This window comes from Bradyrhizobium lablabi, from assembly GCF_018131005.1.
GTDB classification, from domain to species: Bacteria; Pseudomonadota; Alphaproteobacteria; order Rhizobiales; family Xanthobacteraceae; genus Bradyrhizobium; species Bradyrhizobium lablabi_D.
Window position 1 is genome coordinate 1 of the sequence record NZ_JAFCJK010000002.1, and the last position, 22,829, is coordinate 22,829.

Consider the following 22,829-nt stretch of genomic DNA (forward strand, 5'->3'; position numbering starts at 1 on the left):
GAGCCGGCCGAACTCGGCATATGGGCGGTTTTCCTGACACGCGCACAAATGCCCGCCCGCGTGCGAGCGTTCATCGATGCATTGCGGGGACGGCTGCTCGCCGGCACAACTGCCGGGTAACGTGGGGAGCGGACGGACCGGGCCGGAGCCGGGAACGCTGCACCGGCCCGGCAATGGCACGCGACCATCACCGAGCCGGCCTCTGCGTCATTGCTTGCTTGGTTCGAGCACCACGATCACGCCGGTCGGCTCGGGTTCGTGTGGTCTGAGACTCGTCAGTGTGGGATCACTCCACTCGGCAAGGCTGACGATTTCACCGGTCTTACCCTCCATGTCGGGCGTCTGCGCAGGCTCGAGGACCTTCAGCCCGCTGGTATCGACGAAAAACGTATGCTCGCCAAACACGCTATTCAATTGCGCGACCGCCGGGTGATCATCGGGAAGCACCTGTGCTTCCATCTGAGTCATGGTTCTCTTCACCTGTTCGGAATTTAGCTTCATGAGCCGCTCCTTTTTCGTGTGTTCCGATTTTGGTGGTTCCCCGCCGCCTGTTTCCTCAGGGCATCTACTCTCGAACCGATCTTGGATGGAAACGTTCCGCTTGCCGCATGCCGAATGGCTGCGGACAAGCGCTTATCGTTCGTATGCCAACAGTAGCGCGTTAGGGAACAGAGCGCCCGTGGATCCCAACCGACCGGACTATTTGGCACCCGGCCCGATTGTCGCGGTGGAAACATATGGGCGAACCTGGGCCTGGGGGTAGGATTTGCGCAAATTTTGCGTTAGTCACGGCGGTAGCCTGCCTTCCGACCCGGTTCCCCTCCTCGGTCATTACGCGATTTCGGATATTTCGACATGAGACAGATCATCTTCGCGCTGGCGCTCCTGTATCCGGCTGCCGCACTTGCCCAAGGGACGACGCCCCCAGCGGCCAATGCCGCCGAGACGCCGGCCGCCCCACAGTCGCCGACGGTCGGCGGCAAGCCGCTCGTCCAGGTCGGCAAGAAGCACGCCGCCAAGAAGGGCGAAAATACCGCCGCAGCCCCTAAGTCCCAATCGGTCGCGCAGCAGCTGCAGGCGTGCCAGGAAATCGACGACGCCACCAAAGAACGGCTGGACTGCTACGACACGATCTTCAAGCCGCAGCCGAAAGCGAAGGCGGCAGCCGCCAAGGGCGTCAACGATTGCCGCTTTATGAAGGAAGAGGACGAGCGGCTAACCTGCTACAACGGCTTTGCCGACAAGATCCCGAAGCTGCCGCGTTAACCGGATTGGCGTAGACGTGACGCCGTCCGAAGGCGCCGCGTCGAACGGGCGCCGGATTTCGCAACTACCAGGTGCCGAAACCGAAGAGGCCGTAACGCTGCTGCTGCTGCTGGGCGACGCGGTACGGCTGGAACAAGCCAGGCTGGGCAAAACGCATCGCCTGCAGCTGAGTCGGCGGATTGGCGCGCACTTTGGCCACCCTGCGCTTCTTCGGGGCCGGAGGCGTCATGGCCTGCGCCTGCTGCTCGAGTGGCTTGGCATCTGCCGCCGCTGCCGGCCGATTCTTCGCTTCCGCCGGAACGAATTGAGCGAAGGTGTCGCGCACTCGCGCCTTGGCCGACAGGTCCGGCGTGGTAGCAGCCGGTGGGGCCGCGGCGACCCCACTCGCCTGCTGCGATGGTACGGCGGGCAGGCTGGTGTCAAACACCACCCGCTCAGGCAATTTCTGGGTGGACTGGATGCGGACCGTGCTCTTGTCCACGGCAGGCGCCGACAGGCTGGCGTTGGTTGCAACCTCCGCCTGTGGCACTATAGCGTTAATCAAGAACAACAACGCGAGCAAAGCTCCGCCCACGAACAGGAAGTATCGCGCCACGGGCATTTTGAATGCTCCCCCCGCGCTTCGGCGCGGATTGTCTCGCCTGGAGCGCAACGACAGCGGGTCATCACGCACCGTCCCCGCGTGATCTCTCGGAAAACCGGAACCCACGCGCACTGATCACGCTGTAACGGGCGATCTATCAGTTAGTTCCGAGCGGGCCCCTAAGGTTCACCCAGCCAGGTCACTTTTTCGGAATGGAGGCCTAGATCCGGTTCGCGGTCACGACGGTACATTTGGCCTTATTTGCGTTGACGTTTACGAACCCGATCAGCATGCCAGGATAGGTCTTCCGGCTCCTCATGCCGATCGTATCTGCGATCAAACGCTTGCGGTCAGTCAGGTGGCTGCCGTCGCTACGGACGAAGGCGCAAGCGATCTCGATATCCCTCACGGCAAAGTCGTTCGTGTTGCGCAGGGTGAGCGTGACCAGAGCCTTGGAACCGAGCCCGCCCCGTCGAAACGACTGCGAGGAAATCCAGAGCCCGTCGCGCGGCGATTTCTCTGACCTGACTTCCGGTGAGGCCTCCTGTGTAGCCGCGATGCCGACGGTTGCAGGCTCATCCGATGGCACAGCAACGGCCGCCGGTGCAGTCCCGACCGCAGGGCTTGGCTGCATGTCGGTTGCTGCACCTGGAGTTGGCGCGGACTGCGCCAGGAGAACGGTCTCGGCGGACGATGAGGCTGCAGTCTGGTCATCAGCGTCGCTTGGCTCAGGAAGCATAAGCCATGCCGCAATTCCGGCGATCGCGATCAGCGGCAGGACCAGACTTGCCGCAACACCTCGAAGCGACGTCATGCCGATCCGCATTGCCGTGCCCTCATCCGGCGGCAGCGCCACCCGGCGCCGCACGCGAAAAAAGCCATACGGGCGTCGCACCGTACGGCTTCCAGGGACGGCCGCGCGGTACGGGCGCCACTCCATCACAATCACCAGCAGCGCGAATGGTTTCATTGTGCGACGGCAATATTGCGGCGGGTGCCGTGCAGGGATGGCGTTGCGTGCACTCGGCCGCTAGATTTGCGCGGTTTCAGCCATGCGCAAGCGCAAACCTAACAGCGCGATCGCAGCCAACAAGAACGAGCAAGGAGACCATGATGCCAATCGTCACCTGGGATCACATCCACCTGCGCAGTCCCGATCCCGAGGCAACGGCGGCGTGGCTGCGTGACATTCTCGGCGGGGAGATCATCCGCGGCCCCGGTCGCATCGATGTGCAGCTTGGCGGCGCCAAGGTATTCATCGCCGAAGTCAAGCCGGGGGACGGCGTCAACCCATCTCCCGTGACGCCCTATCAAGGGCTCGATCATTTCGGGCTGACGGTGAAGAACATCGACGCGGTTGCCGCAGAACTCAGGGCAAAGGGCGTCGGGTTCACAAAGGAACCGACCACCATCCGCCCTGGCGTCCGCATCTGCTTCATCCGCGGCCCGGAGGGGATTTCGATCGAACTGCTGGAGCGCGACCAGAAATACGCGTGAGCGCTACGTCATGCTGCCTGGCATAAAGCAGCGGATCGAAATCCCCATATAGCCGCGGACCGGCCACACCATCGCGCGACCGGCGCGGTTGGGTTCGGTGATCACGGCTTCATCTGGGACATCGATCCACTCGCCGTCGAGGCGCACGCGGTAGTGTCCGTCCTTGGATTCCCAGTCGACGTCGCTGACCGCAGTGCCATCGGCGTCCGAACAGCACGGCCCCTTCCCGCTCCGCAGACTGTCAAACCATTGCTTGAGCGGAGAATTGGCATAGCGGCCGTCGGGATCGCGTGCCTTCGCGAATTCGACAGCCGCCATCAACAGCAGCAGGGCGACGGCAAGCCTCAGTGAGGTCGCCGCGAGGCCATCACGAAGGCGGGTCGAAGTTCCATACTCACTGCATCGGCGCGCCAAAGGGCGGCCAGGCTCAGTCCAGTCTGTCATATGTTTCTGCTCCAGCACTTACCGGCCAGTGCAAACAGACCTATGCATTTCACGGGCCAGTTTAAGTCCCGAGCGCATTCCAACGTCATCACATCGTAACACGGATTGACAGGAACCGAGGATCCGCGCCACCGAGGCGTCCGGAAGTTAACTTGCCGCGTTGCGCGAGTGTGCGCGCTTTGGCATAAAAAACCCGCCAGCCTCCGTGGGCGCGGCGGCCGGTGATCGGGGCACCATGAAGAACGGACTGTATTCGATTCACGTGACCTTGCTCGATGGGCGTGTTGGCAAGGGCAGCGGCGTGATTCTGTTCCGCGACGGCCAAATTCTCGGCGGGGACGCTTATCTTTTCTATACGGGCAGCTACACGGTAAAGGGCGACACCTTCAAGGGCGAGGTGCTCGTGCAACGCCACACCACGCCGCGCGACACCGAAAACCCGTTGTTCGGCGGGCCCGCCCCCGTGGGTATCGGCGTCTCCGGCACCTTCACCGACACGCGCGGCACCATGAGCGGAACAGCACTGATTGGAAAGCACAGCCAAATCTTCGGCGCGACGCTGCACAAGCTCGCGGATGTCAATTAAGCGCTTGCGCTATCAGCCGCCCAGGGCGGCTCTTGCAACCAACCTTGGTGGTTCCGCGCCTACTCCGCCGCCTGCTCGAGTGGCGCAACGCGCGGCAGAATGATCTGAATGCGCGTGCCGTTGCCCGGTGCGGAATCGAGATCGAGCCTGCCGCCAAGACGTGTAGTAACGATACTGTAGACGATGTGCAGGCCGAGTCCGGTGCCGCCCTGGTCGCGCCGCGTCGTGAAGAACGGATCGAAGGCACGGCGGCGCACGTCGAGGCTCATGCCGCAGCCATTGTCGGCGAAGACGATTTCGACGTTGTCCTTGCCCGATGCGCGAACCTGGATGTCGACTTCGCCGGCCCTTCCATCCGGGAAGGCGTGCGCGACCGAATTGAGGAACAGGTTGGTCAGCACCTGGCCGTAGGGTCCCGGATAGGAGTTCATGATCAGATTCGGCTGGCAATCGACATTGAGCGTCAGATTGTGCTTGCGCAGGCCAGGCCGCAGACTCATCACCACCTGCTCGGTCAGGTCGCCGAGATCGAAGGTGCGCTGGTCTGAATAGTTGCGGTCGGCGGCGACCTGCTTGAACGACTGGATCAATTCGGCGGCGCGATTGAGATTGGCGACGAGTTGCGACGACGCGCTGCGCGTGGTGTCGAGGAACTCGTTCAGGCTGGAACGACGCAGTTCGCCACGCTCGACTTGGGCCGCAAAATTCCCGGTTTTGCGTTCGAGCGCAGACGCCACCGTCAGGCTGATGCCGACCGGGTTGTTGACCTCATGAGCAACGCCCGCCACCAGCCGCCCGAGCGCAGCCAGCTTTTCCGCCTCGATCAGCGAGTTCTGGGTTTCGCGCAGATTGCGCAGCGCGGCTTCGGCGGAATCCTTTGCCTTCCGCATCTCCTGCTCGGAGCGCTTCCGTTCGCCGATGTCGAGCGCCACCGTAACGATATTCTCGATCTCGCCTTGCGCGCCGAGGATCGGCAGCTTGTTGACCAACCACTGCCGCATGTTGCCAGCGGAATCCTTGTACTCCTCCTCGTAGAAACCGAGCTCGCGGCGGGCCGAGAGCACGCGCTTGTCGTTCTCGTCGGTCTTCGCCGCGCCGTAGCGTGACATCAACTCGGCGGTAGTCTGGCCGATCGCGTCCCGCGGCTCGATACCGAAAATGCCGGCCATGTAGCGGTTCATCAGCACGTAACGCAGGTCACGGTCCTTGACGTTAATGACCGCCGGAACGGTGTCGATCACCATTTGCAGGAGGCGCCTGCCCTCGGCGATCGCATCTTCCGCGCGCCGCTCATCGGTGATGTCGCGCACGGTGCCCTCATAGCGGACCACCTCGCCCTGCTCGTTGCGCACGACGGTGGCCGAGTCCGAGAGCCACAGCACGGTGCCGTCGCGCGAGCGCACCTGGTATTCGTATTCGCGCACCATGCCGTCGCGCTGCATCCGCGCCTGGTACTCGACGCGCGCTGCCCGATCGACATAGACGGTGGAGGCGATATCGCCGATGCCGTTGATCAGGTCCTGCGGCGTGGCGTAGCCCATCATCCGCGCCAGCGCCGGGTTGGCGTTAAGCAGCGCGCCGCCCGGCGTGGTCACGTAGATGCCGTCGACCGACGCCTCGAACAGTTTGCGATAGCTCTCTTCGGCCAGCCGCTGCTCGGCGAGCGCGCGCACGGCAGCTTCGCGCGCGGTGTCCGCGTCGACCAGAGTCTGGCGAAATACCTCGGCCGCGCGGGCGATGTCGCCGATCTCGTTATCGAGATTGGTCTCCGGGATGAAGGCGCTCTTTTCGCCGCCCGCAACCCTGCGGATCGCGCCCGCAATCTTGGCGAGCGGGCGCACGGTACGACGGACCACGAGCAGCGCGGCGAACAGGCCGATCAGCACCCCGGCCGAGCCGAGCACGATGCTTTGCCATTTCGCCTCCGTCAGCGTGCGCGCGAAATCGCGCGACAGCACGTGTCCGCGCCGCGTGCTGAGCTCGCGCAGGAGCTCGGTGACGCGCTGGATCAGCCGGCCCTCCGCCCCCAGCACCTCCTTGTCGATGTCGGCGATCTGGCCCTCCCGAACCGAGACCGCGATGATCGCTTCGGCATAATCGTTGACGGCCGCCCGCAGCGCCGGATCGGCGATGGTCAGCGCGCGCATGTTCTGCGCCGCCTGATCGGCCGCGGAGGTATTATGCGCGAGCAGCGCGGTTGCGATGCGGCTCTGGGTTTCTGACAGCGTTGCCGCAACTTCCCGATCCGCGCTCGCGGCGACCGCCTTGTCGAAGGTCTCGCGGAGCGGCGGCAACCCGGCGAGCAGCTCGGCGCGGCGGCTCAAGAGTGTCGAGATGCGTTCGATGCCGCCGCGATAGGTCGCAAGCCGCTGGGTTACACCGTCGATCATGTCCTGCTGCTCGGGCGCCAGCTCGATTCGGGTCTTCCCGAGTACCTCGCTCAGCGAGCGGGCGGCCTCCGCGACCTGGATCGACTGGCTGCCCGGTTCGGTGACGAAGTCGCGCGCCGCCAGCCGCAGCTCGTTCATGCGCCGGTCGATGTCCTCGGCGATGTCGCTGACGCTTTGCAGCCGCTGCAACTCGGCAAAAGTGGTGTCGATATGACGGATCGCGACCACGCTCGCCGTGGACGTGATGATGATCACGGCGAGCACCAGCATGAAGCTGCCGAACGTGAGCTGGCCGATCGTCAGGGAAAATGCGCGCGGCGGCTGCGAATTTTGCGGCAATTCAGCGGTCATATCACCAAGCCGGGTCTAATCGACCGCAATATACGACGTAATTCGGGCTGGGGGGAACATGCCCGCAGTTATGGCTAAGGCGCGACGCCCGGCCAAGAGTGATGGGGTCACGCTGATGACGGCGGCTGGCGCCCGTCGGACACCGGCGCAAGATCGGGGCCGGCGCGCACAGGATGTCAGGCGGTAGCTATCCTCCGCGCCGGGATCGTCATCGCGGCAACGCCGATGACGACGCAGGCGAGCCCAATCCATGCCGTCGGACTGAGCCGTTCGCCCAGAAGGAGCACACTGAGCGCGACGCCGATCGGAACGCGTAAATAAGCCTGTGCCGTGGTGCCGACCGAGCCGAGGGTCTGGATCAAGCGAAAATAGATCACGAAGGCGAGCGCGGTCGAGACCACGGCAAGGGTCACGAGCGCCAACAGCGAGTTTGTCGAAGCTGACATGGTCCAAGGACGCTCAAGGGCAAGGCTCACCGGAATGAGGATCGCAGCGCCGGCAATCAGCGAGCCTGCCGCCGGCGCCATCGGATCAAGTTCCTTGAAGCCGCGGCCGAAGATCGCCGCACAGGCGTAACAGATCGTCGCCGCCACGATCGCGATTTCGGCAACGATGCCGGTGCCGACATCGCGGAACGCATCGACGCCGACGATCAGGCAGATTCCGGCCATGCCGGCGACCACGCCGAACAGCTTTCGTGGCGTCGCGGCCTCATGGTGGGTAATCACGGCCGTGAACAGGAACGTGAAGATCGGCGATGCCGAATTGAGGATCGTGGTCAGGCCGGCATCGACCATGCGCTCGCCCCAGGCTATCAGGGTCCAGGGGATCACGCTGTTAAGGCAGGCCTGGAACGTGAAGCGACGCCAGGTCATCTGATCGGTCGGCATTCTCACGCCGCGGGCCCTCATGATCGCGAGCAATAGCAGGCCTGCGATCGCGGTCCGCGCGGCGATCAGCGTGACCGGCGGAATGGTCGCAACGCCGAGCTTGATGAGGATGTAGGAACCGCCCCAGAGGGTCGCGAGCGCAAGCAGCAGCGCGAGATCGAGGGCCGTATTCGGGTGTCGCGAGGTGCTGTCCATGCCGGCGGTTCCGTCTCGATGGTTGGACGGAAACTACATCGTGCGAGGTCGTAATACTTCGCTGCACGTCGAAGCATGTATGATCGCCATGGTCGGACCTTGTCCCGCCCTGCGCGACCTTTTGCGAAGACGTGGATGCCCTGGGCCTGACGATGAAAATGAGCCGCGCAGGAACACTAGCCCAGCGCGCCGACGTCGAACACCTCACCGTCATAGCCGGCTTCCTTGGGAATCCGGAGCTGGCGGCCAGCGGGGGTCTTCGTCATCACGGGCATGACAGTGACGATCGGCTTGTCCTTGCTGTCGGCGAGCGCCGCCATGACACTCGCCTGCTTGCCGAGCTTGATCAAGTTACGCGTGGTGGGAAACGGCAGCTTGAACCGGCCGGTCTCGCCGCCCTCCAGCGCCTCACGCGGCGATACCCAGATCGAGTCGGTAGACTCCTTGCCGTCATGGCCGCCGAGTTGCTCGGGCGGCGCGGCCGCAAGAAAGAACCAGGTATCAAAGCGTTTCGGCATGCCCTCCGGCGTGATCCAGTGCGCATAGGGCATGAGCTCGTCGAGCGCGAGCAGCATGCCGTTGTCACTCAAGACCCTCAGGAAGCTGATCTTGCCTTCGTTCAGGTCGGCGCGATGCGCGACCGCGATTTCGGTTGCGAGTTTGGCATCGATCAACTCCTTCGCGCCTCTTCGCCGTGCCAGCAGAATTCCGCTTTCCTCGAAGGTCTCGCGGATCGCCGCAATCCGAAAGCCGAGCGCGTTGGCATCGAGCCCCTCGCCGCCCGAATACAGCGCGGGATTGGCTGCGATCTCCATGTCATTCTCGTCGAAGCTGCCGCCCGGAAACACCAGCGCGCCGGAATTGAACTCGATCTGGTGATGGCGGACCATCATAAAGACTTCGATCTCGTCGCGGCTCTTGCTGTCGCGCAGGATCAGGACGGTCGAGGCCAAACGCGGGGCGACAATGTCAGGCATGAGCTAACCCGCGGCGCTGGATTGCGGTTGCAGATTGGCGCGACGGTCGACCCGCGCGACGCGCGACAGCAGGTAATCAACCTCCGCCCTCGCTTGCGGCGTGATGACTGCGCCCGGCTTGCGTTGCACGATGGACGAAATAATGCCGCGCTTCTGCAGCACATATTTGCGCACGGTGAGGCCAACGCCGGGCTGCTGTTCGTAGCGGATCAGCGGCAGATGAGCGTCGAACAGGTCGTGCGCGGCGTCACGCTTGCCTGCCTTCGACAGATTGACGACGTCGATCAGGAGCTCGGGGAACGCGTACCCCGTCATCGCACCATCGGCGCCGCGCTCCATCTCGAAATCAAGGAACAGGCCGCCATTGCCGACCAGGATCGACAACGGACGCAGCGAGCCATCCTTCTGGAAATTACGCAGCGTCGAGATCTTCTCCAGGCCCGGCCAGTCCTCATGCTTGAGCATCACGCAGGACGGGCTGTCCATCACGATCTTGCGAATCACGGCGGGCGTGAACACGACGGTGAGCGTCAGCGGATAGTCCTGAAGCACCCAGGGAATGTCGTCTCCAATCGCTTCCTGTGCCTGCTTGAAATAGGTGATGATCTGGTCGTCGGTGCGCAAATGGGGAGGCGGTGCGATCATCACGCCGGCGGCGCCCGCGTCCATCGAGGCTTTGGCCAGCGCCCGCATCGAGGCAAAGCCCGGCGCCGAGACACCGACGATCACCTGCAGCTTCTTGGCGCGCCTGACGAAGCGAAGCGCGACCTGCTCGGCCTCGGCGGCGTCGAGTTTCGGCGCCTCACCCAGAATGCCCAGCACGGTCACGCCATCGCAGCCGACATCGGTATAGAAATCGGTCAGCCGGTCGATCGACGCCTCGTCGATGCGGCCGTCGTCGTGGAATGGGGTCGGCGCAATCGCGAATGTTCCTGCGGCCTGGGCGGTGAGTTTCATGGATGCCTCTATCCTGTGTCGTCAGTCCGGGACGCGCGGAGCGTGAACCTCAGGCGCGCAATTGCGAGGTGAATCGCGAGGTTCCGGGCTGGATGCCGCGCATGGCCCGGAACGATGTGTACCACCTAAAACCGGCGCGCGCCCATCTTGATCTGCTCCTCGGAGAAGAAGATCTCCTTGGCGTGGGTAACAATGTCCTCGGCCTGCCAGCCCGAGAAAGGCGGCTTCCAGCCTTCCATTTCCATCATCCGCATCTCGCGTACGCCGCGCGGGCCCGAGACACCGAGGACCTTGCCGGTCTGGTCGCACGACAGGTCGCTGACCATGTACAGGACTGCCGGCGCAATGCCGTTCGGCCCGAGCGCGGCACCCGGGTTCTCCTTGTAGCGGGGCAGGTCTGCGGTCATGCGGGTCAAGGCGCCCGGCGCCAGCGTCCAGATCCGGATGTTGTACTTTCGGCCCTCGATCGCCAGCACGTTGGACAGACCCCAGATGCCGCCCTTGGCCGCGCCGTAATTGGTCTGGCCGAAATTGCCTATCAGCCCAGAGGTCGATGACGTATTCACGATCACGCCGCCGCCATTGTCGCGCATCCATTTGAATACCGGCTGGGTGCAGCAGAAAGTGCCCTTCAGATGCACCCTCATCACCCTGTCCCAGTTCGCTTCCTTTGCCTTGTGGAAGGTTTCATCCAGCAAGATGCCGGCATTGTTGACGAGGATGTCGGCGCGACCGAAGTGCTTGATGGCATCATCGAACACCGACTGGCCGCCGGCCATGGTCGAGATGTCGGCGCCGTTGGCGACTGCGCGGCCGCCCTCGGCCTTGATCGCATCGACCACCTTCTCGGCCATCGACTTGTCCGAACCCGACCCATCGCGCGGGCCGCCGAGGTCGTTGACAACAACCGCCGCGCCCTCGCGCGCGAACAGCTTCGCGTAGGCTTCACCGAGCCCCCCGCCTGCGCCCGTGATCAGCGCCACCTTGCCGTCAAGTAACCCCATGGTCGTTTCTCCGTTTGTTGTTCTCTTCCTTACCTCGCCCCGCTTGCGGAGAGAGCTGGACCGCATCACAAGCTGCGATCCCGGTGAGGAGGTACAGGTCTATCGGCGAAGACCACCGTTGCGGAGGCGCCCCTCACCTAACCCTCCGCCCGCAAACGCGGGGCGAGGGAGCCACCGCCCTCGCAACCTACGCCAGCACGGTCTTGCCGCTCCTGATGACGGTGACGCCGCGCGACTTCACCTTGGCTTCGAACGACACCACGTTGCCGTCCTTCCACAGTTCCATCGTCACGGTCTCGCCGGGAAAGACTGGCGAGGAGAACCGCGCCGCGTGCTGCTTGAACGCGGACGGATCGTAATCGGCATAGGTCTGCAACACACCGCGGCAGGTGATCCCATAGGTGCACATGCCGTGGAGGATCGGCCGCGGGAAGCCCGCCTTCTTCGCGAACTCCGGATCGGAGTGCAGCGGATTGCGGTCGCCGCAGAGCCGGTAGATCAGCGCCTGATCCGGCCGCGTCGTGATGTCGATGACCCTGTCGGGCGCGCGCTCCGGCACCCGGTGCGGTTCGGGCTGGCCTTCCGACGGCCCGCCAAAGCCGCCGTCACCCCGGGCGAAGCGCGAGGCGACCAGCGTGGCGAGCCTTTCGCCCTTGTCGTCCTTCAACACGGTCTGGTGACGAATGACGGCGCCCTTGTCCTTGCCCTTGTCGAAGACGTCGACCACGGTCGAATCGGCAGTGATGTGCGCAGCGGTTGCGAGCGGCTTGTGGAAGGTGATGTCGCGCTCGCCGTCGACCACCATCACGCGGTTGAGATTCATCTCGCCGGGACCGGCGCCCCAGGCGGCAACGGATGCGAATGTCGGCACCACCTTGAGCGGACGCGGCGTCAGCGCGCCCTCGTTGACGAAGGCGAGTTCCTTCTCGTCCATCGGATCGGCGCCGAGCCCTATGCCGTAGGCGTAGAGCATCACCTCGCGGTCGCTGTAGCTGTATTTCTGGCCGAGATTTTTCAGGGCCATCAGCTGTTCGTAATTGATCGGCATGTTTCTCTCCCGAGATTTTTGCTGCCGTCATGTCCGCGGAGGCGGGCACCCGGTAATCGCCAGCGTTGGCGGATCCCCACTTTTGCGGGGATGAAGATCTGTTGTTTGGTCAGAGTCGAACGCAGCAGCATCAGGCAACCGTGAAGAATGGCAGCGGGGCGCCATCGGTCGGCTTCCATACGAGCTTCACCTTCTGACCGATCTTGATGGTATCGAGGTCGCAATCGACGATGTTGGTCTGCAGCGACGGCCCCTCCTTCAGCGTCACGTAGGCAATCGCATACGGACCGGTCGGCGATTTGCGCATCAGGCTGTAGGTGTAGACCGTCGCCTCCCCGCTCGCCTCCTCCCACACCGTCTTGTCGGAGAAGCAGAACGGGCAGATCGAGCGGGGGAAATAATGCGGCTCCCCGCAGGCCGTGCAGCGCTTGATCATGAACCTGCCCTGCTTGGCGGCGTCCCAGAATGGCGCGGTCTCCGGATTGATCAGCGGGGCATTGTATTTCTTCGGCTCGGCCATCACACGCGCTCCAGAATGCAGGTTGAGGCGGCATGGCGAACGCCGAGCAGGCCGCCGGTGCCGTGCGCGATCGCGAGATCGCAGTTCGGCACCTGGACTTTCGGATGCGCTTCGCCGCGCAATTGCCTGACAGCCTCGAGGATCTTGGTCATGCCGCCGCGGTTGACCGGGTGATTGCTGCAGAGACCGCCGCCATCCGTATTGAACGGCAATTTTCCGACGCCCGAGATCAGATTGCCATCAGCGACGAATTTGCCGCCCTCGCCCTTCTTGCAGAACCCCAGATCTTCGAGCTGCATGAGCACAGTGATCGTGAAGCTGTCATAGATCGAGGCGTATTTGATGTCCTTCTGCGTCACGCCTGCCTCCTCGAAGGCACGCGGGCCGGACCACACGCCGGCTGAATAAGTGAGATCGAGATCCTTGCCGCCACGCGGCCCCTTCATCGCCTCGCCATGGCCGATCAGGCGCACCAGCGGCTTCTTCAGCCTCTTGGCGATCTCGGGCGTCGTGACGATCATCGCGCCACCGCCATCGGTGACGACGCAGCAATCCATGCGATGCAAGGGATCGGAAATCATCGGCGAATTCAGCACGTCCTCGACCGTGACGACGTCCTTCAGCATCGCATGCGGATTGTATTGCGCGTGATGAGACGCCGCGACCTTGATCCAGGCGAGCTGCTCGCTGGTCGTGCCGTAGTCGTGCATATGGCGCATGGCACACATGCCATAGGCATTGTGTGTGGTCGCCCCGTACGCCGACTCGAAATCGGCCTCGGCGCCGGCGGCGCGCGGCGGCATCGGGCCGGTGCGCGGCTTGCCCGCCAGCGTCACCAGCGCGACCGAGCATTTACCGGCGGCGATCGCTTCAGCGGCGTGGCCAAGATGAATCAGGTAAGAACAGCCACCGGTTTCGGTCGAATCCACGTGGCGCAGCTTCCTGGTATTGAGGCCGAGATAATCGACCATCGGCCAAAGGCCGCCCGGCGCATCGCCGGCGCAGAAATAGCCGTCTACATCGTCCTTGGTGAGGCCGGCATCCTCGAGCGCGCCCTTGGCGACCTCGGCATGAAGCTGTGCGGTGGATTTATCGGGTGCGTGCCGGGTGGGATGTTCGTAGATCCCGGCGATGTAAGCCTTGCCCTTGATGGTCAAATCTTTCTCCGCTGGCGTTTCTTAAGGTCTCCAGCGTTTTCTGAACCGCCTGACGGGCCTTGGCAAGCGTGGAAATATTCCGCGGGGCGAGAGGGAAAGGCACGCCACACGCGTCATCGTGAAATCAGCTAATTCTTCGCGCAGGATCAGACCGCTCCAACGTCCGCTCTGGCCGACTGCACGTGGGCGATGGTGCTGATTGCCAGCCAGCGTGGCAGTGCTCGTTGCGCCTTCACTGTGCCATGTGCGCGGAGCCGCCCGGTGTCGAGAGCCTGCGCGAGAAGCAGATCTCCGCGCCAGACGCAGACCAGATCGCGAAGCGTGCCCTCGAGAAAAAGATCTATACGATGATCGGGCTTCGAGAGGCATAGCTCGCACCGGCCGTCCTCATTGAGAAACCACCAGTAGCGCTTCTTCGCGATCTGGTCGGTAAGTGCCAGCTGGACAACAGTTCGTCGGTCCCCAAAGGCGTCCGGCCTGGCGCCGCGCTCGAGCGCCCATAGCAAGAGGCCGAGGTCGATTTCGTGCTTCGCAAGCTCACGGCGCGACCATTTTTGTCCCCACACCCCGAGAGCCATGACGATCGGCACAAGATCGTCGCCGGCACTGGTCAGATGATACGTCCAACTATGCCCGCTCGCCGATTTGCTGCGCTCGACAATGCCCTCGTTCTCGAGCTGCCTGAGCCTGTGGGACAGCAGTGACGGCGAGGCAAGCGGCACGCCGCGCTGCAGCTCCGAGAAGCGCGACGCGCCGAGCGCCAGGTCGCGCAGGATGAGCGGCGTCCATCGCTGGCAGAACACCTCCGCGGCCTTGGCCACGGGACAGAACTGGCCATAGCGCTTCATCGCCTTCTCCGAACCGGACCGGCATGACGGAGGCAAGGATACCCGATGGCTGCGTGCTGGATACTACAGATTTTAGAGCAGATTTGAGCTCAGCCTTGTGGTTCGATCGCTCATCTCGGGAGGGCTTCGGGACAGGAGGCCGCGATGGGAACCGATCAGGCCGTTCTCCCTCATCACCAGACGGCTGCGACCGCATGGGGTCGCGGCGGCAAGCACTATGATGACGTAAGCTTTGCTATTTCCGATGCGCTCGCTCATGGTGCCCAGAGGCTCAATCCGCGCGCGGGCGAGCGTATCCTCGACGTCGCGACCGGCACCGGCTGGTCCGCCCGCAACGTGGCGCGCGTGGGCGCAGTGGTGATAGGCGTGGACATTTCGGAGGAGCTGCTTGCAGCAGCTCGTGAGCTTTCCGCCCACGTGCGGCCCCCGATCGAGTTCCAACAGGCTGATGCCGAACGCCTGCCGTTTGACGACGGCGCCTTCGACGGTGTCATCTCGACGTTCGGCGTGATGTTCGCCTTCGACCACGCGCAGGCCGCCGCCGAACTGGCGCGTGTGTGCCGCCCTGGCGGTCGCCTGGCCCTGACCACTTGGGCACCGGCAGGGGCAGTAGCGGAGTTCTTCGGCATCATTGCTCGACATAGCGATGCACCGCCTCCGCCCTCATCTCCCCTGGCCTGGGGCGATCCGCCGCACGTCGAAAAGCTGCTCGGGAAGGCCTTCGATCTCAAGTTCGAGCCCGGCGTCAGCAACGCCTATCACGGCAGCGCCGAGGATATCTGGAACTGGTACACGCGAGGCTTCGGACCGTTGCGCCAACTCGCGGAGAGCCTGCCGCCGGACCGCCTGGAGCGCCTCAAATGTGATCTCGACGCTTACCATCAGCACTATGCAGTGCCGGCGGGACTGCATGTGAAGCGCGAGTATCTGCTCACCCTGGGCCGCCGACGGTAAGCGCCGGGCCCGGTGGCCTATTCTGCCGCCATCTGCCGTGGCGCGGGCGGCGGGCTGGCGAGGTCGGCGGCGAGTTGCGCGTAGCGAACCTTCGCCTCCCGGATCGCCTTCTCCTTCACCGGGCCATAGCCCCTGATACGATCGGGCAGCGAGAGCAATTCCACCGCGATATCGTGATTGAGCGGCGACAACAGGCCGAGCACTGTCGCTACATCCTTCTCGTAGCCCGCGATCAAATCGCGTTCGAGCCTGCGGTCTGCGCTGTAGCCGAAGATGTCGAGCGGCGTGCCGCGCAGGAAACGGAGCCTCGCCAGCACCTTGAATAACGACATCATCGAGGAGCCGAACTCTCGCTTCTTCGGCCGGCCCTGCGCGTCCACGCCGCCGCCGAGGATCGGCGGCGCCAGATTGAAGTTGAACTTGAAATCGCCCTCGAACTGGTCGCGGAGCTGCTTCTCGAAATGACCATCGGTGAACAGACGTGCCACCTCGTACTCGTCCTTGTAAGCGAGCAGCTTTGCGTAGTTGATCGCGACCGCACGCGGCAGCGCTTCGCCATAGCCGCCCTTGGCCGCCGCGTCGCGAACCTGATCGACCAGCCTGCGATAGCGCTTCGCGAGCCGCGAGCTCTGGTAGCCGGTCAGCAGGCCCATGCGATGGGCGATGATCTCGTCGAGCGACATTGCGTCCAGCGTCTTGACCGGCAGGACGTCGTCATGATCCTTCATCATCGCGTTGAGCCGCGCCGTATCGGCGGCGGCAAGACGGCCGAGCTGGAAGGCTTGCGTGTTCATCTTGATCGAGACGCCATTGACCTCGATCGCCTGCTGAATCGACTCCGCCGAGAGCGGCAACAGACCGCGCTGATAGGCGAATCCCAGCATCATGATATTGGTGGCGATGGAATCGCCGAGCAGCGCTTCGGCCGGCTTGGTGAAGTCGAAGAACGCGGAGTCCTTGCGCAGTTCGGTCTCCAGCACGCTGTTGACCTTTCGGCTCTGAAAATTGAAGTCGCGGTCGAGGATGAAGTCAGCGGTCGGGATCACGTGACTGTTGATGATGCCGACCGTACGGCTCGCGTCGCATAGCGTGATGGTGTCCTTCGATGCCGCCACCACTTCATCGGCGGCGAGCACCAGGTCCGCCGTGCCGGTGACGATGCGCGAGCAAGTGACGTCGGCGGTGTGCTCGGAAAGCCGGACGTGGCTCAGCACCGCCCCGCCCTTCTGCGCAAGGCCGGACATGTCGAGGATCATGCTCGCCTTGCCCTCGATATGGGCGGCCATGCCGAGCAGTGCGCCGATGGTTAGGACGCCGGTACCACCGACGCCGCCGACGGCGATGTTGTAGGGCCTGTCCAGCGAAGGCTTCGACGCCGGCTCCGGCAGATCGTCGATGGCGCCGAGATCGGGCGGCGCGCGCCGCCGCAGCTTGCCGCCATCGACCGTGACGAAGGACGGGCAAAAGCCCTTCACGCAGGAATAATCCTTGTTGCAGGTCGACTGGTTGATTGTGCGCTTGCGCCCGAGCTCTGTCTCCAGAGGCTCGACCGAAATGCAGTTCGACTGCACCGAGCAATCGCCGCAGCCTTCGCACACGGCCGGATTGATCAGCACGCGGCGCGCCGGGTCCTCCATCAGGCCGCGCTTGCGGCGGCGACGCTTCTCGGCAGCGCAGGTCTGCACAAACACGATCGCGGACGTGCCCTTGTAGTCGCGGCACATCTTCATGACGTTTTCGAGCTCGTCGCGATGGAACAGCTTGACACCAGGCGCGATGCTGTCGGCCGGATAGGCGTCGGGATTTTCCGAGACCAGGTAGATCTCGCGGATGCCCTCGGCGTGGAGCTGGAAGGTGATCTGCTGCGGCGAGAGGTCGCCGTCGTGACGCTGGCCCCCCGTCATCGCGACAGCGTCGTTGTAGAGGATCTTGTAGGTGATGTTGGCCTTGGAGGCGATCGCCTGACGGATCGCGAGGATGCCGGAGTGAAAATAGGTGCCGTCGCCAAGATTGGCGAAGATGTGGTTCTCATTGGTGAAGGGCGCGATGCCGACCCACGGCACGCCCTCGCCGCCCATGTGGGTAAAGGTCTCGGTCGAGCGGTTCATCCACAGCGCCATGAAATGGCAGCCGATACCGGCTAAAGCCCGGCTGCCTTCCGGCACCTTGGTTGAGGTGTTGTGCGGGCAGCCCGAGCAGAAATACGGCGTGCGGGTAACCGGTGACACCGCCTGCATCTGGGTCGCCTGGCGACCGTTGAACCAGTCGGCCTTGGCGCGGAGCATCTCCGCGATTTCAGGGTTGAGATTAAGCCGAAGAAGCCGCTCGGTGAGCGATGTTGCCAGCGAAGCGACGCTGAGCTCAGCGGCGAAGGTCAAAAAACGCTTGTCGTGATCGTCCATCTTGCCGACGATGCGCGGGCGGACGTCGTCGCGCCAGTTGAACAGTTCCTGCTTGACCTGATTCTCGACGATCTCGCGGCGCTCCTCGACGATGAATATCTCCTCGAGTCCGACAGCGAAGTTGCGTACGCCTTCCGGCTCCAGCGGCCAGGGCATGCCGATCTTGTAGAGGCGGATGCCGATCTTGGCGGCGACCTGCTCGGTTATGCCGAGTTCGCGCAGCGCCTGGCGGATGTCCTCGTAGCTCTTGCCGGACGCCATGATGCCGTAACGCGCGTTCGGCGAATCCATCGTGATGCGGTTGACCTTGTTCGCGCGGGCAAAGGCGATCGCCGCGAAGCCCTTGTAGTCCTGCAACCGGCGATCCTGGTCGAAGCGATCGTCTGGCCAGCGGATATTGAGGCCGCCCGGCGGCAATTCGAAATCGGCCGGGATCACGAACGGCGTCATCTCGTCGGTGAGATCGATCTCGGCCGTGGTCTCGACCGTCTCGGTGATGACCTTCATGCCGACCCAACAGCCCGAGTAGCGCGACATCGCGATACCCAACAGGCCCATCTCGATCATTTCGTGGATACTTGAGGGATAAAGGTAAGGCATCAGCGCGGAGATGAAGGCGTGGTCTGATTGATGCGGGACGGTCGAGGATTTCGCGCCGTGATCGTCGCCGGCAAGGCAGAGCACACCACCGTTCTTCGCCGAGCCGGCCGCATTGCCGTGCCGGAACACGTCGCCGGAGCGGTCGACGCCGGGGCCCTTGCCGTACCAGATGCCGACCACGCCATCGTATTTGGCGCCGGGCGAGAGCCCAAGCTGCTGCGAGCCCCAGATCGCGGTGGCCGCCAGGTCCTCGTTCACGCCGGGCTGGAATTTGATGTTGTATTGGTCGAGGTGCTTGCGGGCCGCGAACAACTGTTGGTCGTAGCCACCTAGCGGGGAACCGCGGTAACCTGAGATGAAGCCCGCCGTGCTGAGGCCTGCGGCACGATCACGCCTGATCTGCGCCATCGGCAGGCGCACCAATGCCTGGATTCCGGTCAGGAAGACATGGCCAGTCCCTTGAGTGTACTTCTGGTCGAGACTGATAGGACCCTGGTTGATACCCATTTAGCCCTCGTAAAGCTTTGGTCGCCACGACTGATTTTTAGCTAGTCATCTGAGCTCGTTAGAACCAGTCTATGTCGGATTTTTCGATACGCGCACCACAATTCTGAGCAATGGAGCCCGGCGCTCGAAAATCGCAATTTCGTGCCCGGAATATCGGAGGCGCGTTTCGGTTTCTGTCGCTGGAAAGGCCTGCGGCGAAATGGCGTAACGGTCTCACGGACCAAAGGGTAAGTGAATGTTGGGGCGGTTTTGGGCTGCGCAGGCGATTCTGGTCACTCTGCTGTTGTGCAGTGCGTTCGCATCAAGCCAATGCGCGGCCCAGCCGGAGGATGCAATTGCCCACGGCAAGGCGCTTACCATCGCGGGCGATTGTGCGGGCTGCCACACCGCCGATCCGGCAAGGCCTTTTGCAGGCGGCAAGCGGATCGACACGCCGTTCGGCGCGATTTATTCCGCGAACCTGACCCCCGACCGCGATACCGGTATCGGCAGCTGGAGCGATACCGATTTCCTTCGCGCGTTTCGTTTCGGCGTGTCGCCATCGGGCGCGCACTATTATCCGGCCTTCCCCTATCCCAATTTCACAAAGCTGATCCGCGACGACATCCTGGCGATCCGCGCCTATCTCGCGACGCTCGAGCCCGTCGCCAACAAGGCGCCGCCGCCGGATCTGCGTTGGCCGCTGAACTATCGCGTGCTGATGCGGGCCTGGAGCTACCTGTTCTTCAAGCCCGGCATTTTTCAGCCGGACCAGAGCAAGAGCGCGGAGTGGAATCGCGGCGGTTATCTCGTTGAAGGCCTCGCGCATTGCGGCACCTGCCATACGCCAAAGAATATCTTTGGCGCCGACAGGCGCGGCCAGCCGTTCGCTGGCGGCATGGTCCAGGGCCTGTTCGCGCCACGGCTCGATGCGGCCTCCCGCAGCGGGCTAAATTCCTGGAGCGTCGACGATATCGTCGAGTACCTGCAGAGCGGACGCAACGCCCGTAGCAATGCTGGTCCTTTGATGTCCGAGGTGGTCGTCAATTCGACCTCCAAGATGAGCGATAAGGACGTCCGGGCAATCGCCGTGTATCTGAAGAGCTTGCCGGCGGGCGCGCCGGAGCCCGACGTCACCACTCCCTCGCTGGAGCAGATGAACAATGGCGAGCGGATCTATCGCGGTGCATGCGTGGCCTGCCATGAGCTCGACGGCTCGGGTGCACCGCGCATCTACCCACCGCTGCCGGGCAACGCCAATCTGCAATCGGCCAACCCTGCGAACACCCTGCGCATCATCCTCGACGGCGCGCAGACCATCACTACGCCGAGGGCGCCGAACGCCGGCTCGATGCCGGCCTACCCCAAGCTGAGCGACCAGGAGATCGCCGACGTCGCGACCTACATCCGCAACGCCTGGGGCAATACCGCACCAGCGGTGACGGCCGATCAGGTGGCAAAGGCGCGACGGAACTAGCAACAGGCCTGTACCTAAGGGCCACGTGGTGAGGAGGCGCGGCCAGCGCCGTCACGAGACCCTCGTCCCAGTCACCGCTCCTCGCCGCTGAAGACGAATTTCGGCATCTCCCATTTGTAACGAATCGCCAGCAGGCGAAGCGTCAGGCCGAGCGCGAAGGTCAGCACGGTCCAAAGATGATCGTTGACGTTCAATCCGAAGGCCGTCGCATAGAAGAGCCCCGTGACGACGGAGACGCTGGCATAGAGTTCGCTGCGAAACAGAAGCGGCACCTCGTTGCAGAGGATGTCGCGCAGCACGCCGCCGGCACAGCCGGTGATCATGCCCGCGACGATCACGATCGGCAGCGAAGCGTCGACCTGCCAGGCGACGTCGCAGCCCGCCATGGTGAACACCACGAGCCCGATCGCATCGAGCACGAGGAACGCCAGTCTGAGGCGATGCACCAACCGCGCCAGTACGATCGTGACGATCGCCGCCACTACTGCGATCGCCAGATAGATCGGATGCAGCACCCAGAGCAGAGGGTAGTGTCCAAGCAGCACATCGCGGATGGTGCCGCCGCCGAGCGCGGTGATGCAGCCGAGCATGCAGACGCCGGCCCAATCCATGCTGCGCTTGCCCGCTGCCAGCGCCGCCGTCATCGCCTGAGCCGCGACCGCGATGAACGAGAGCACCTGCAAGACCGAATCGGTGGGCGGCAGTGTCCACATCGCGAAAGCCTCACGGAACAGATCGGGGAACCTGGAATCAGCAGTTCCATCATGAACAGGTTGCAAGATTGGCGCGGAACATCCTCGCGCGCCAGCCATTGTCCTTGGCGTTTAGTTTTGGGGTGCTAACGGAGGAACTTTGAATGGCATACCAACCTGACGATCCGTATCGCGCCAACCTGACCGATGACGAAATCCGCCGTCAGGCGCGTCTCAACAGCCTGGACACTGAGTTGCAGGCGGATCCCGAACTCGCCGAGGGTTCGGCGAGCGGCACCAAGATCGCGATGTTCGCGGTCGCCGTAGCTGTGGTGCTCGGCGCCCTGTTCTACGGGCTGAACAACACCTCGGTGAACCAGGCCGGCACGACGCCGACCTCACAGACCGCGCAGACCCAGCCGACCAACCCGGCCGGTGCGCCGCCCGGCATGCGAGACGTGACGCCGAAGTCCAACACCGAACCGGGCATGACCACGGGTGCGGCCCCGGCTCGTCCGGCCGCCCCGCCGGCCAACAAGCCAACCGGTCAGGAGATCGACCGCTCGGCGGCGCCGTCGGACTCCACCGGCGACAAGAAATAATTCACGCATCATCGCGCAAAACAGCGGGCCGGATCGGCCCGCTGTTCCTGTCTCTTACTTGAACATCTTGTTGAGCTCACCGCCGGAATAGCCGTTGGCGAGCTCGGTGAAGGTCCCCTTCTCGGCCATTTCCTTCGCGGCCTTCATGAAGCCGGCCCAGGCCATCCTCGCCAGCGAGCCGCCGACACTGATCCGACGCACGCCGAGATCCGCGACCTCGCTCAGCGACAGGCCGGACGCACCGATCAGAAGATTAACCGGCTTTGGCGCCACCGCCTTTACGACGGCCGAGATCTCCTCCTTGGTCTTGATACCCGGTGCGTAGAGGCAGTCGGCGCCAGCCCCGGAATAGGCCTGTAGCCGCTCGATCACCATCTTGAGGTCCGGCTGACCCCACAGGAAGGCCTCGCAGCGGCCGGTGAGCAGCACGCCGCTGTTGTTCGCATCGATCGCCTTGCGTGCGGCCTCGATGCGCTCCACAGCGAGCTTGAACTCGAACAGCGGCTTGGCTGCGTCACCGGTAGAATCCTCGATCGAGAGCCCGGCAACGCCGGTATTTGCGCCCCGTGCGACGTTGTCGGCGACCCTACCGGGCTCGATGGCAAAACCGCCCTCGAAATCGGCGTTGACGGGAACGTCCACCGCGGCACATAGCGCCGTCAGGTGATTGCAGACGTCATCGACAGTGACACGGTTGTCGGCCTTGCCGATGGTCCAGGCGAAGCCCGCGCTGGTAGAGGCCAGCGCCTTGAAACCGAGATGCTGAAGCGCTCGGGCGCTGCCGACATCGAACGGATTCGGCAGAATGAAGCACCCGCTTTCGTGCATCTTCTTGAAGGCGATGCGCTTGTCCGCGGTCGTTGCCGGCATTGTGCTCTCCCTTTTGTTTGTCGCGCAGAGATA

General features: G+C 63.5%; 22 protein-coding genes. 6 read left to right on the forward strand and 16 right to left on the reverse strand.

The genetic code is table 11. The features are described from left to right. Positions 1–207: 207 nt before the first annotated feature. Positions 208–501 carry a hypothetical protein gene (locus JQ553_RS05040; protein ID WP_212498826.1) on the reverse strand — a complete coding sequence of 98 codons (294 nt, stop codon included), beginning with the start codon at positions 499–501 and terminating at the stop codon, positions 208–210. Positions 502–855: 354 nt separating this feature from the next. On the opposite strand from JQ553_RS05040, the gene JQ553_RS05045 reads away from it, so the two are divergent. After that, entirely contained in the window at positions 856–1,266 is a 411-nt protein-coding gene (locus JQ553_RS05045; protein ID WP_212498827.1) for a hypothetical protein, read from the forward strand. Positions 1,267–1,330: 64 nt separating this feature from the next. Here JQ553_RS05045 and JQ553_RS05050 read toward each other — a convergent pair whose 3' ends face one another. Then, a complete protein-coding gene (locus JQ553_RS05050) occupies positions 1,331–1,867 on the reverse strand; it encodes a hypothetical protein (protein ID WP_212498828.1) in 537 nt (178 codons plus the stop codon). A gap of 202 nt (positions 1,868–2,069) precedes the next feature. Next, complete coding sequence (locus JQ553_RS05055; protein ID WP_212498829.1) at positions 2,070–2,744, reverse strand: hypothetical protein; 675 nt, start codon at positions 2,742–2,744, stop codon at positions 2,070–2,072. 218 nt (positions 2,745–2,962) lie between these two features. On the opposite strand from JQ553_RS05055, the gene JQ553_RS05060 reads away from it, so the two are divergent. Then, a complete protein-coding gene (locus tag JQ553_RS05060; RefSeq protein WP_212498830.1) occupies positions 2,963–3,346 on the forward strand; it encodes a VOC family protein in 384 nt (127 codons plus the stop codon). A 3-nt stretch (positions 3,347–3,349) separates the two neighbouring features. On the opposite strand, the gene JQ553_RS05065 is transcribed toward JQ553_RS05060, so the two are convergent. Further along, a complete protein-coding gene (locus tag JQ553_RS05065; protein ID WP_212499658.1) occupies positions 3,350–3,664 on the reverse strand; it encodes a hypothetical protein in 315 nt (104 codons plus the stop codon). Positions 3,665–4,025: 361 nt separating this feature from the next. On the opposite strand from JQ553_RS05065, the gene JQ553_RS05070 reads away from it, so the two are divergent. Next, positions 4,026–4,376, forward strand: coding sequence for a GrlR family regulatory protein (locus tag JQ553_RS05070; protein ID WP_212498831.1), 351 nt, complete (start codon positions 4,026–4,028; stop codon positions 4,374–4,376). Between the two features lie 59 nt (positions 4,377–4,435). Here JQ553_RS05070 and JQ553_RS05075 read toward each other — a convergent pair whose 3' ends face one another. The 9 genes from JQ553_RS05075 to JQ553_RS05115 all read right to left on the reverse strand — a co-directional run bounded on the left by JQ553_RS05075 (position 4,436) and on the right by JQ553_RS05115 (position 14,713). Beyond that, entirely contained in the window at positions 4,436–7,117 is a 2,682-nt protein-coding gene (locus JQ553_RS05075; protein ID WP_212498832.1) for a PAS domain S-box protein, read from the reverse strand. A gap of 176 nt (positions 7,118–7,293) precedes the next feature. Then, positions 7,294–8,202, reverse strand: coding sequence for a DMT family transporter (locus JQ553_RS05080; protein ID WP_212498833.1), 909 nt, complete (start codon positions 8,200–8,202; stop codon positions 7,294–7,296). 176 nt (positions 8,203–8,378) lie between these two features. Then, positions 8,379–9,179 carry an NUDIX hydrolase gene (locus JQ553_RS05085; RefSeq protein ID WP_212498834.1) on the reverse strand — a complete coding sequence of 267 codons (801 nt, stop codon included), beginning with the start codon at positions 9,177–9,179 and terminating at the stop codon, positions 8,379–8,381. A 3-nt stretch (positions 9,180–9,182) separates the two neighbouring features. Further along, a complete protein-coding gene (locus tag JQ553_RS05090; RefSeq protein ID WP_212498835.1) occupies positions 9,183–10,136 on the reverse strand; it encodes a dihydrodipicolinate synthase family protein in 954 nt (317 codons plus the stop codon). Between the two features lie 125 nt (positions 10,137–10,261). Continuing rightward, entirely contained in the window at positions 10,262–11,140 is an 879-nt protein-coding gene (locus JQ553_RS05095; RefSeq protein WP_212498836.1) for an SDR family oxidoreductase, read from the reverse strand. 187 nt (positions 11,141–11,327) lie between these two features. Next, complete coding sequence (locus JQ553_RS05100) at positions 11,328–12,188, reverse strand: MaoC family dehydratase (protein WP_212498837.1); 861 nt, start codon at positions 12,186–12,188, stop codon at positions 11,328–11,330. 130 nt (positions 12,189–12,318) lie between these two features. Further along, positions 12,319–12,708: a Zn-ribbon domain-containing OB-fold protein gene (locus JQ553_RS05105; protein ID WP_212498838.1), complete on the reverse strand. Its 390-nt coding sequence runs from the start codon at positions 12,706–12,708 to the stop codon at positions 12,319–12,321. Then, the gene (locus JQ553_RS05110) at positions 12,708–13,865 is read right to left on the reverse strand and encodes a thiolase domain-containing protein (RefSeq protein ID WP_212498839.1); all 1,158 of its coding nucleotides are present in this window, start codon (positions 13,863–13,865) and stop codon (positions 12,708–12,710) included. The genes JQ553_RS05105 and JQ553_RS05110 overlap by 1 nt, the downstream gene beginning before the upstream one ends. 146 nt (positions 13,866–14,011) lie before the next feature. Beyond that, complete coding sequence (locus JQ553_RS05115; RefSeq protein ID WP_212498840.1) at positions 14,012–14,713, reverse strand: helix-turn-helix domain-containing protein; 702 nt, start codon at positions 14,711–14,713, stop codon at positions 14,012–14,014. A gap of 144 nt (positions 14,714–14,857) precedes the next feature. On the opposite strand from JQ553_RS05115, the gene JQ553_RS05120 reads away from it, so the two are divergent. Further along, on the forward strand, positions 14,858–15,667 hold the full coding sequence (locus JQ553_RS05120) for a class I SAM-dependent methyltransferase (RefSeq protein ID WP_212498841.1): 810 nt from the start codon (positions 14,858–14,860) through the stop codon (positions 15,665–15,667). 17 nt (positions 15,668–15,684) lie between these two features. Here JQ553_RS05120 and JQ553_RS05125 read toward each other — a convergent pair whose 3' ends face one another. After that, entirely contained in the window at positions 15,685–19,176 is a 3,492-nt protein-coding gene (locus JQ553_RS05125; protein WP_212498842.1) for an indolepyruvate ferredoxin oxidoreductase family protein, read from the reverse strand. A gap of 235 nt (positions 19,177–19,411) precedes the next feature. Between JQ553_RS05125 and JQ553_RS05130 the strand changes: the two genes are divergently transcribed. Further along, on the forward strand, positions 19,412–20,632 hold the full coding sequence (locus JQ553_RS05130; RefSeq protein WP_212498843.1) for a cytochrome c: 1,221 nt from the start codon (positions 19,412–19,414) through the stop codon (positions 20,630–20,632). A 71-nt stretch (positions 20,633–20,703) separates the two neighbouring features. Here JQ553_RS05130 and JQ553_RS05135 read toward each other — a convergent pair whose 3' ends face one another. After that, a complete protein-coding gene (locus tag JQ553_RS05135) occupies positions 20,704–21,345 on the reverse strand; it encodes a trimeric intracellular cation channel family protein (protein ID WP_212498844.1) in 642 nt (213 codons plus the stop codon). A gap of 143 nt (positions 21,346–21,488) precedes the next feature. Here JQ553_RS05135 and JQ553_RS05140 point away from each other — a divergent pair, with 143 nt between their 5' ends. Continuing rightward, positions 21,489–21,926 (forward strand): hypothetical protein, encoded by a 438-nt coding sequence (locus JQ553_RS05140; protein WP_212498845.1) that lies wholly within the window; start codon positions 21,489–21,491, stop codon positions 21,924–21,926. Between the two features lie 54 nt (positions 21,927–21,980). On the opposite strand, the gene JQ553_RS05145 is transcribed toward JQ553_RS05140, so the two are convergent. Next, the gene (locus JQ553_RS05145) at positions 21,981–22,796 is read right to left on the reverse strand and encodes an oxaloacetate decarboxylase (RefSeq protein ID WP_212498846.1); all 816 of its coding nucleotides are present in this window, start codon (positions 22,794–22,796) and stop codon (positions 21,981–21,983) included. Positions 22,797–22,829: the final 33 nt, after the last annotated feature.

Excerpts from the sequence above, each read along its gene's own strand:
- JQ553_RS05040 (WP_212498826.1), bottom strand. The coding sequence starts at position 501 with ATGAAGCTAAATTCCGAACAGGTGAAGAGAACCATGACTCAGATGGAA.
- JQ553_RS05045 (WP_212498827.1), top strand. The coding sequence starts at position 856 with ATGAGACAGATCATCTTCGCGCTGGCGCTCCTGTATCCGGCTGCCGCA.
- JQ553_RS05050 (WP_212498828.1), bottom strand. The coding sequence starts at position 1,867 with ATGCCCGTGGCGCGATACTTCCTGTTCGTGGGCGGAGCTTTGCTCGCG.
- JQ553_RS05060 (WP_212498830.1), top strand. The coding sequence starts at position 2,963 with ATGCCAATCGTCACCTGGGATCACATCCACCTGCGCAGTCCCGATCCC.
- JQ553_RS05065 (WP_212499658.1), bottom strand. The coding sequence starts at position 3,664 with ATGGCGGCTGTCGAATTCGCGAAGGCACGCGATCCCGACGGCCGCTAT.
- JQ553_RS05070 (WP_212498831.1), top strand. The coding sequence starts at position 4,026 with ATGAAGAACGGACTGTATTCGATTCACGTGACCTTGCTCGATGGGCGT.
- JQ553_RS05075 (WP_212498832.1), bottom strand. The coding sequence starts at position 7,117 with ATGACCGCTGAATTGCCGCAAAATTCGCAGCCGCCGCGCGCATTTTCC.
- JQ553_RS05080 (WP_212498833.1), bottom strand. The coding sequence starts at position 8,202 with ATGGACAGCACCTCGCGACACCCGAATACGGCCCTCGATCTCGCGCTG.
- JQ553_RS05085 (WP_212498834.1), bottom strand. The coding sequence starts at position 9,179 with ATGCCTGACATTGTCGCCCCGCGTTTGGCCTCGACCGTCCTGATCCTG.
- JQ553_RS05090 (WP_212498835.1), bottom strand. The coding sequence starts at position 10,136 with ATGAAACTCACCGCCCAGGCCGCAGGAACATTCGCGATTGCGCCGACC.
- JQ553_RS05095 (WP_212498836.1), bottom strand. The coding sequence starts at position 11,140 with ATGGGGTTACTTGACGGCAAGGTGGCGCTGATCACGGGCGCAGGCGGG.
- JQ553_RS05100 (WP_212498837.1), bottom strand. The coding sequence starts at position 12,188 with ATGCCGATCAATTACGAACAGCTGATGGCCCTGAAAAATCTCGGCCAG.
- JQ553_RS05105 (WP_212498838.1), bottom strand. The coding sequence starts at position 12,708 with ATGGCCGAGCCGAAGAAATACAATGCCCCGCTGATCAATCCGGAGACC.
- JQ553_RS05115 (WP_212498840.1), bottom strand. The coding sequence starts at position 14,713 with ATGAAGCGCTATGGCCAGTTCTGTCCCGTGGCCAAGGCCGCGGAGGTG.
- JQ553_RS05120 (WP_212498841.1), top strand. The coding sequence starts at position 14,858 with ATGGGAACCGATCAGGCCGTTCTCCCTCATCACCAGACGGCTGCGACC.
- JQ553_RS05125 (WP_212498842.1), bottom strand. The coding sequence starts at position 19,176 with ATGGGTATCAACCAGGGTCCTATCAGTCTCGACCAGAAGTACACTCAA.
- JQ553_RS05130 (WP_212498843.1), top strand. The coding sequence starts at position 19,412 with ATGTTGGGGCGGTTTTGGGCTGCGCAGGCGATTCTGGTCACTCTGCTG.
- JQ553_RS05135 (WP_212498844.1), bottom strand. The coding sequence starts at position 21,345 with ATGTGGACACTGCCGCCCACCGATTCGGTCTTGCAGGTGCTCTCGTTC.
- JQ553_RS05140 (WP_212498845.1), top strand. The coding sequence starts at position 21,489 with ATGGCATACCAACCTGACGATCCGTATCGCGCCAACCTGACCGATGAC.
- JQ553_RS05145 (WP_212498846.1), bottom strand. The coding sequence starts at position 22,796 with ATGCCGGCAACGACCGCGGACAAGCGCATCGCCTTCAAGAAGATGCAC.